Genomic DNA, 4,990 nt, shown 5'->3' on the forward strand with positions numbered 1-4,990 from the left:
GCTGAAAGCTCGGAGCGGCTCTCGATCAAAGCGGGCAGCCTAATTAGAGTCGTGAAGGGGTATGTTAGGGCTGGGTTAGATGGTAAACCGGTGCTGCACGTAGGCCGCAAGGGCTACATCGAGACCCTAATTGAAGACGAGGACTTCATAACTTTGGATGGAGTTAGTCGAGATGTTGCGGATGTAAAGGGCGCTGAACGGAACCTCGTAGTCAAAGGTGTAGTCGACTCTGAACCCAAACATTCGGAGTTCCCAAGGAAAGATGGTTTGGGGAGTGTGACACAGTTCTACCTTAAAGGGAGGGGTGAGCGGAGAGTAAGAGTTGTACTCTGGGACATCAGCCCAGAAGTTTCAAGTAAGATAAGGGTTGGTGAAGGTGTGCTGATAGCTGGCGTGCGCTCCAAGACCCTACCCAACGGAGAAGTCGAGCTACACGGAGATGAAGCGACAACCATTATACCCTACGAGTTAGAAGTAAGCGGAAAGGTCCTTAGACTAGTATCAAAGGGTTCGCCAACCCAAGTAAGCGAAGCAGCAACCATATTGCTGCTCGATAAATCAGGGCAAGCAGTAACGTATCTGGTTAAAGGCGAAGCGCTACAGACGATTACAGAGACACCTTATGATGCGCTAGTTGAGGTAGCTTCGCAGCGACCCGTACTCTCTACAGCCTCGGATATAAAATTGGTAAGGGAGGATGAAAGCACCATACCAAAGACCGCAGACCTACTCGTCAAAGTCAAAGACGTCAAAGGCGGATCTGACAAACTCTTCCTTAAGGTGATAGCCTTAACCAAACCATCGACACAAGACATCTATACGAAAGAGGGGGCTAGCGTAAAGAAAACTGAGTTGATAGTAGGCGACGAAACAGGAGAGATTAGGCTGAATGCTTGGCGAGAGCTCCACGAAAAGCTGCTCAATATAAGCCCAGGTGAGCGGCTCCTACTCAGGGGTGTGGCAAGCCAAGTAGGAAGAGATGGTGCACCCTATCTGACAGTAAGAGCATATAGTGATGTAGAGAAGATCAAGTGATCTTTGAGGCGAACTCCTCCAGGCTTCTTACTACAAATTCGCCCCTCTCTTTCCCGCTTCTATCTAGCAGATACGCCTTTACACCAACCCTCCTAGGGACCTCGAAGTCGAAGACTATGCTGTCTCCTATGTGGTAGAGGTCTGAGGGCTGTAGGTTGAGCTCAGCAAGCACAGTTAGGTAGACTTCTTCATCCTTACCCGCCCTACCGAAGTCAGAGGTTGTGGAGAAGACTCTGGTTATGAAGGGTGCTAGGTTTGTGCATGTGAGTGTTATGTCGATGAAGTCGCGGGTAGCGCTAGTTATTATAATTAATGTAAAGCCCGCTCTACGTAGCTTGTTGAGGGCTGGGAGCGTGTCGGGGTAGAGTTTCAACCTATCTTTGAATCGATGCAGCAGCCGATTAGGCTCCTCCCTTAACCCGAACTTAGTCAACCAATAGCCCAGATCATACCACTCAAGCCTACTAGGACCAACCTTATCATACTCCTCATTAACCAACTTAAGCGCCTCGTCAAAAGATGTGCCCCTGGCGTTAGCTAGAAGTGCGGGGACGCCCTCGAACCAAACAGCATTCACAAAGCTGTAGTCCACAAGGGTGCCGTCTAGATCGAACGATACAACCCTCAAACAAACCGCCCAACCAGTAGCAACCCCCCTTCTTTTAAAAGGTGACTCATCTACCTAGCGCAGATCTCAGCTTCTCCAAGCAGGGTTGGCAGAACCACTCACCAGCCCTGTCACAAGGAGGCTCCCGACTTCACTCGTGGAGAGGAATTGCGACATATTTTTACAAGAGTTTTTCTCTTCCCCTTTTCGGGGACGCCTACGAGAAAGTGTGTGCCTCTGAACCTTCTTGAGCCTACGAAGGCTAAGGAAAGGTTGCTTAGCGAAGCATATCAGAAGTTTTTCAGCGTCGTTAAGGATGGCCCTCGGCTGCGTCGGCGGCGTGAAGTCGAGGGCGGAGCTGCATAAGAAAACATACGCTGTCTTCAGAAGCAGATATAGTGTTGCGTCTCAGCTCATCGTGGAGGCTACGAGCTACGCTTGGAGCGTGAGGAAGACAGTGGATGAAGGCATCAGAAGGTGTGTGGTGAGATTTGACAAACGGCTCTTCAGCTTCAAGCAGACGAAGCGTGGCAACCCCGTTCTCAGCCTTAGAGTAAGTAGTGAACGCATAGGTCTCCCCGTAAGAAAAGACGGCGCATACAGGAGGCTTCAAGAGCATCTCAACGATGGCTGGAAGATAACAAGCATAATTATGAAGCGAGACTTGAGCTTCCTCGCTGTTCTCTCTAAGGACTTTCCAGAACCCGAAGGAAGGGAAAACTGGTTGGGTGTGGACATCAACAGCTCTAAGATCGCTGTATCCATCGTTAGCAAAGATAAGGTGCTTAAACAGACCTATCTGGGGCAAGACGTATCTACTAGGCAAATCCGCTTCGAAGAGAGGAGAGCAAAGCTTCAAAACCACCGTGATAAAGGCTCTAGCAAAGCTGGGCTCAAACTCAAGAAGCTTAGCCGGAAGCAGAAAAACTATGTTAATACGAGAATTTGGCAGATAGCCAACGAAGTAGTCAAACTTGCTAAACGGTTCAACGCCAACATAGCCGTCGAAAAGCTCAGAAACCTTAGAAAGCATAGAGGTGAGTGGAGCAAGAAGAGCCGAAAGAAGGTTAACCGCATACCCTACGCACTCTTTAGGCACGCCTTGAAGTGTGTAGCTGAAAGAGAGGGAACACTCATAAAAGAAGTTGCTCCCAGCTACACGAGCCAAACCTGCCCACGGTGTGGGCACGTAAGCAAAGAGAATTGGAGAGGCTACGTCTACTTCAAATGCGACAGATGCGGCTACGAAGCGGATAGGGATCGCGTAGCCAGCCTCAACATCGCCCTCAAGGCGGCTCCTAAAGTAGGCGTCCCCAAAACCTATTTCTGGAGCCAGATTCCTGAGGGAGGTGCCTCCGTCAGCAGGCACGCCTTGAAGGATGAGGGGTGTGGAGGATGGCATCAAACCACCCCAAGCTTCAAGCCCACAGATTTATCCGTGGGTAGCTGACACAAGACTCGTTTGAGCAGTGCGGTAGCCCTAGGGTGTGCCCAGCTTCGTGCAGAAGAACCTTCCCATACTGCTTTTCAAAGAAGAGCCTACCCTTAGATGTGTATACGTAAATTTCATCTACGCCACTCCAGAAGGCTGGGTCTATTCTCGCCTTAGAAACCACTGCACACCCCTTCACAGCCAACCCAAACACATAGTTCACACCAGCTGTGTAGATGTCTGAAGACGTTAGCAATATGAGGATCCCTTCGCCAAGCCTTAACCCCTCTTCAATAATGGGTTCTGAGCTACGTAGTCATTAATAGACTTACATAGCTCTTGGGATTCAGCAGCTTTAGGCTCCTCTTGAGTTCATTGGAGCCTTCATCAGCCTCTTCCCCTGTCAGGGTGAACCCGCTCCAACCCCTCATCAACTCATCGAAGAGGTTTGGGGTTGGAGGAAGCCCCTCCATCTGAAGGTATAGGTTTATGGCTGCGTTGAGCTGCCTGTCCATCTTCAACCCGCATTTTTCGCATTCAAATATTGCTCCTTTCGGGGCATTGACCATCCCACATCCGGAGCACCTTCTCGTGGAGTTCTTTGGGTTGAGGAGCACAACCTTTGATTTGTAGCTCATGAGTGTTATTATTGTCTTCCAGTCGCTCTTTGAAATGTTCCTATTATGCTCATTTGAGCCGTTGAGCATTCTGTTCTTCCCTAAGTGTTCAAAGCCGTGAGTATAGCCTTTGAACCCCCTCGCTATGAAGGTTGTCAGCTTATGAAAGTAGTCTTTAGCTCTATTCCTTTCACGCTTGGAGTATTTTGCCAAAACTCTTCTAAGCGAGGGCTTCTTTGAAGCCTTCTGCTGTAACCTTTTCCTCTTCAATTCATAAACCCTATGGATGTGGAAGAGTTTTGTCAGGTCTATTCTGATCCATCCTGTGTTTGGGCTGAATCCATCTAGGCTCTTCTCGTTGCAATCCCAAGCTACCTTACCTTCAGCTCCCCCATCTTGTGCTTTGAACCTGAACGTCACTGTCAAGTATTTTTCGCCTAAGATCAGCTCTCCCGGTTCACCCTCTGCTCTGCTGAGGAACCAAGCCTTAGAAATGTCGAATACTAGGTATTCTTCATGTGGCTTTACGCTGACCTTTATCTCCCCATCCTTAAAGGTGTAGAGTGTTTCCTTGACCCTAACGAATCTCCTCTTAACTACTGGTTTCTCTCTGCGCCTTTCTCCTTTAACGTAACTTCTCCTCCAAGACTTTATTATTGAGTATGCCTGTTTGATCGCTGAGTCAACGTAGTGCTTCGAGTAGCCCCAGCCTTCCATCAGCAAATTTCTTAGATAGTGGTTCTTGAAGATGTTGTCTTTTGGGATTATTGGTATGAGCCTTCTCCTCCCCTTCTCGTCGCGCTTTTCAACCCACCTGATCTTAGCCCATATCTCGTCCACAGCTTTTTGAAGCAGCCTTCTATATGCTTCGAGAAACTCGCTTACATAATATCTGTGCCTTATGTTGTATGCCCTAACCTGATACGAGCTTCCTGACACCTTCAACAACCTCCTTATATCTGCGAGACCTCATCCCGTAGAGCTTTCCAGCAAAATGAGACACAATGGTTATCAAGTCTTCGACGAGCTCCCCCTTAGGAGTCTTCTCTTCGCTGTTTATTACTTCTATTTCGGTTTCGAAGGCTTCCCTATACCAGGGTCCCTTGTCTACGAGGAATAGTGGTTTGTTCTCACAGTATTCGAGGATCTGCTTCAGGAATATTTCTGCGTCTAGTGATGATCTTGTGAAGCTTGCTCTGAATGTTAAAACCTCCTTCGTATCAACATCTCTAGCAGCCCAGAGGAACAGGTATATGGGTTCACCCCTACGCTCTATCTTCACCTCATCAACAGCTATAC

5 protein-coding genes and 1 pseudogene are annotated in these 4,990 nt (G+C 48.6%); 2 read left to right on the plus strand and 4 right to left on the minus strand.

From position 1 onward, the window contains the following. Positions 1-1,035: hypothetical protein (locus tag HA494_06260; protein NHV97373.1), on the plus strand; the 1,035-nt coding region annotated here is incomplete at its 5' end. Here the strand turns inward: HA494_06260 and HA494_06265 are convergent. Continuing rightward, positions 1,028-1,663 carry an HAD hydrolase-like protein gene (locus HA494_06265; protein NHV97374.1) on the minus strand — a complete coding sequence of 212 codons (636 nt, stop codon included), beginning with the start codon at positions 1,661-1,663 and terminating at the stop codon, positions 1,028-1,030. The genes HA494_06260 and HA494_06265 overlap by 8 nt on opposite strands. A 226-nt stretch (positions 1,664-1,889) precedes the next feature. On the opposite strand from HA494_06265, the gene tnpB reads away from it, so the two are divergent. Next, positions 1,890-3,092, plus strand: a complete 1,203-nt coding sequence (tnpB, locus tag HA494_06270; protein NHV97375.1) for an IS200/IS605 family element transposase accessory protein TnpB — start codon at positions 1,890-1,892, stop codon at positions 3,090-3,092. On the opposite strand, the gene HA494_06275 is transcribed toward tnpB, so the two are convergent. The 3 genes and pseudogenes from HA494_06275 to HA494_06285 all read right to left on the minus strand — a co-directional run bounded on the left by HA494_06275 (position 3,061) and on the right by HA494_06285 (position 4,766). Next, positions 3,061-3,330, minus strand: a complete 270-nt coding sequence (locus tag HA494_06275; protein ID NHV97376.1) for a hypothetical protein — start codon at positions 3,328-3,330, stop codon at positions 3,061-3,063. The genes tnpB and HA494_06275 overlap by 32 nt on opposite strands. Positions 3,331-3,382: 52 nt before the next feature. Next, on the minus strand, positions 3,383-4,630 hold the full coding sequence (locus HA494_06280) for a transposase (protein NHV97377.1): 1,248 nt from the start codon (positions 4,628-4,630) through the stop codon (positions 3,383-3,385). Next, a pseudogene (locus HA494_06285) lies at positions 4,605-4,766 on the minus strand (recombinase family protein). Before HA494_06285 ends, HA494_06280 begins: the two are co-directional and overlap by 26 nt. Positions 4,767-4,990 lie beyond the last annotated feature (224 nt).

The organism is Nitrososphaerota archaeon (assembly GCA_011605775.1).
Classification (GTDB): domain Archaea; phylum Thermoproteota; class Nitrososphaeria; order Nitrososphaerales; family JAAOZN01; genus JAAOZN01.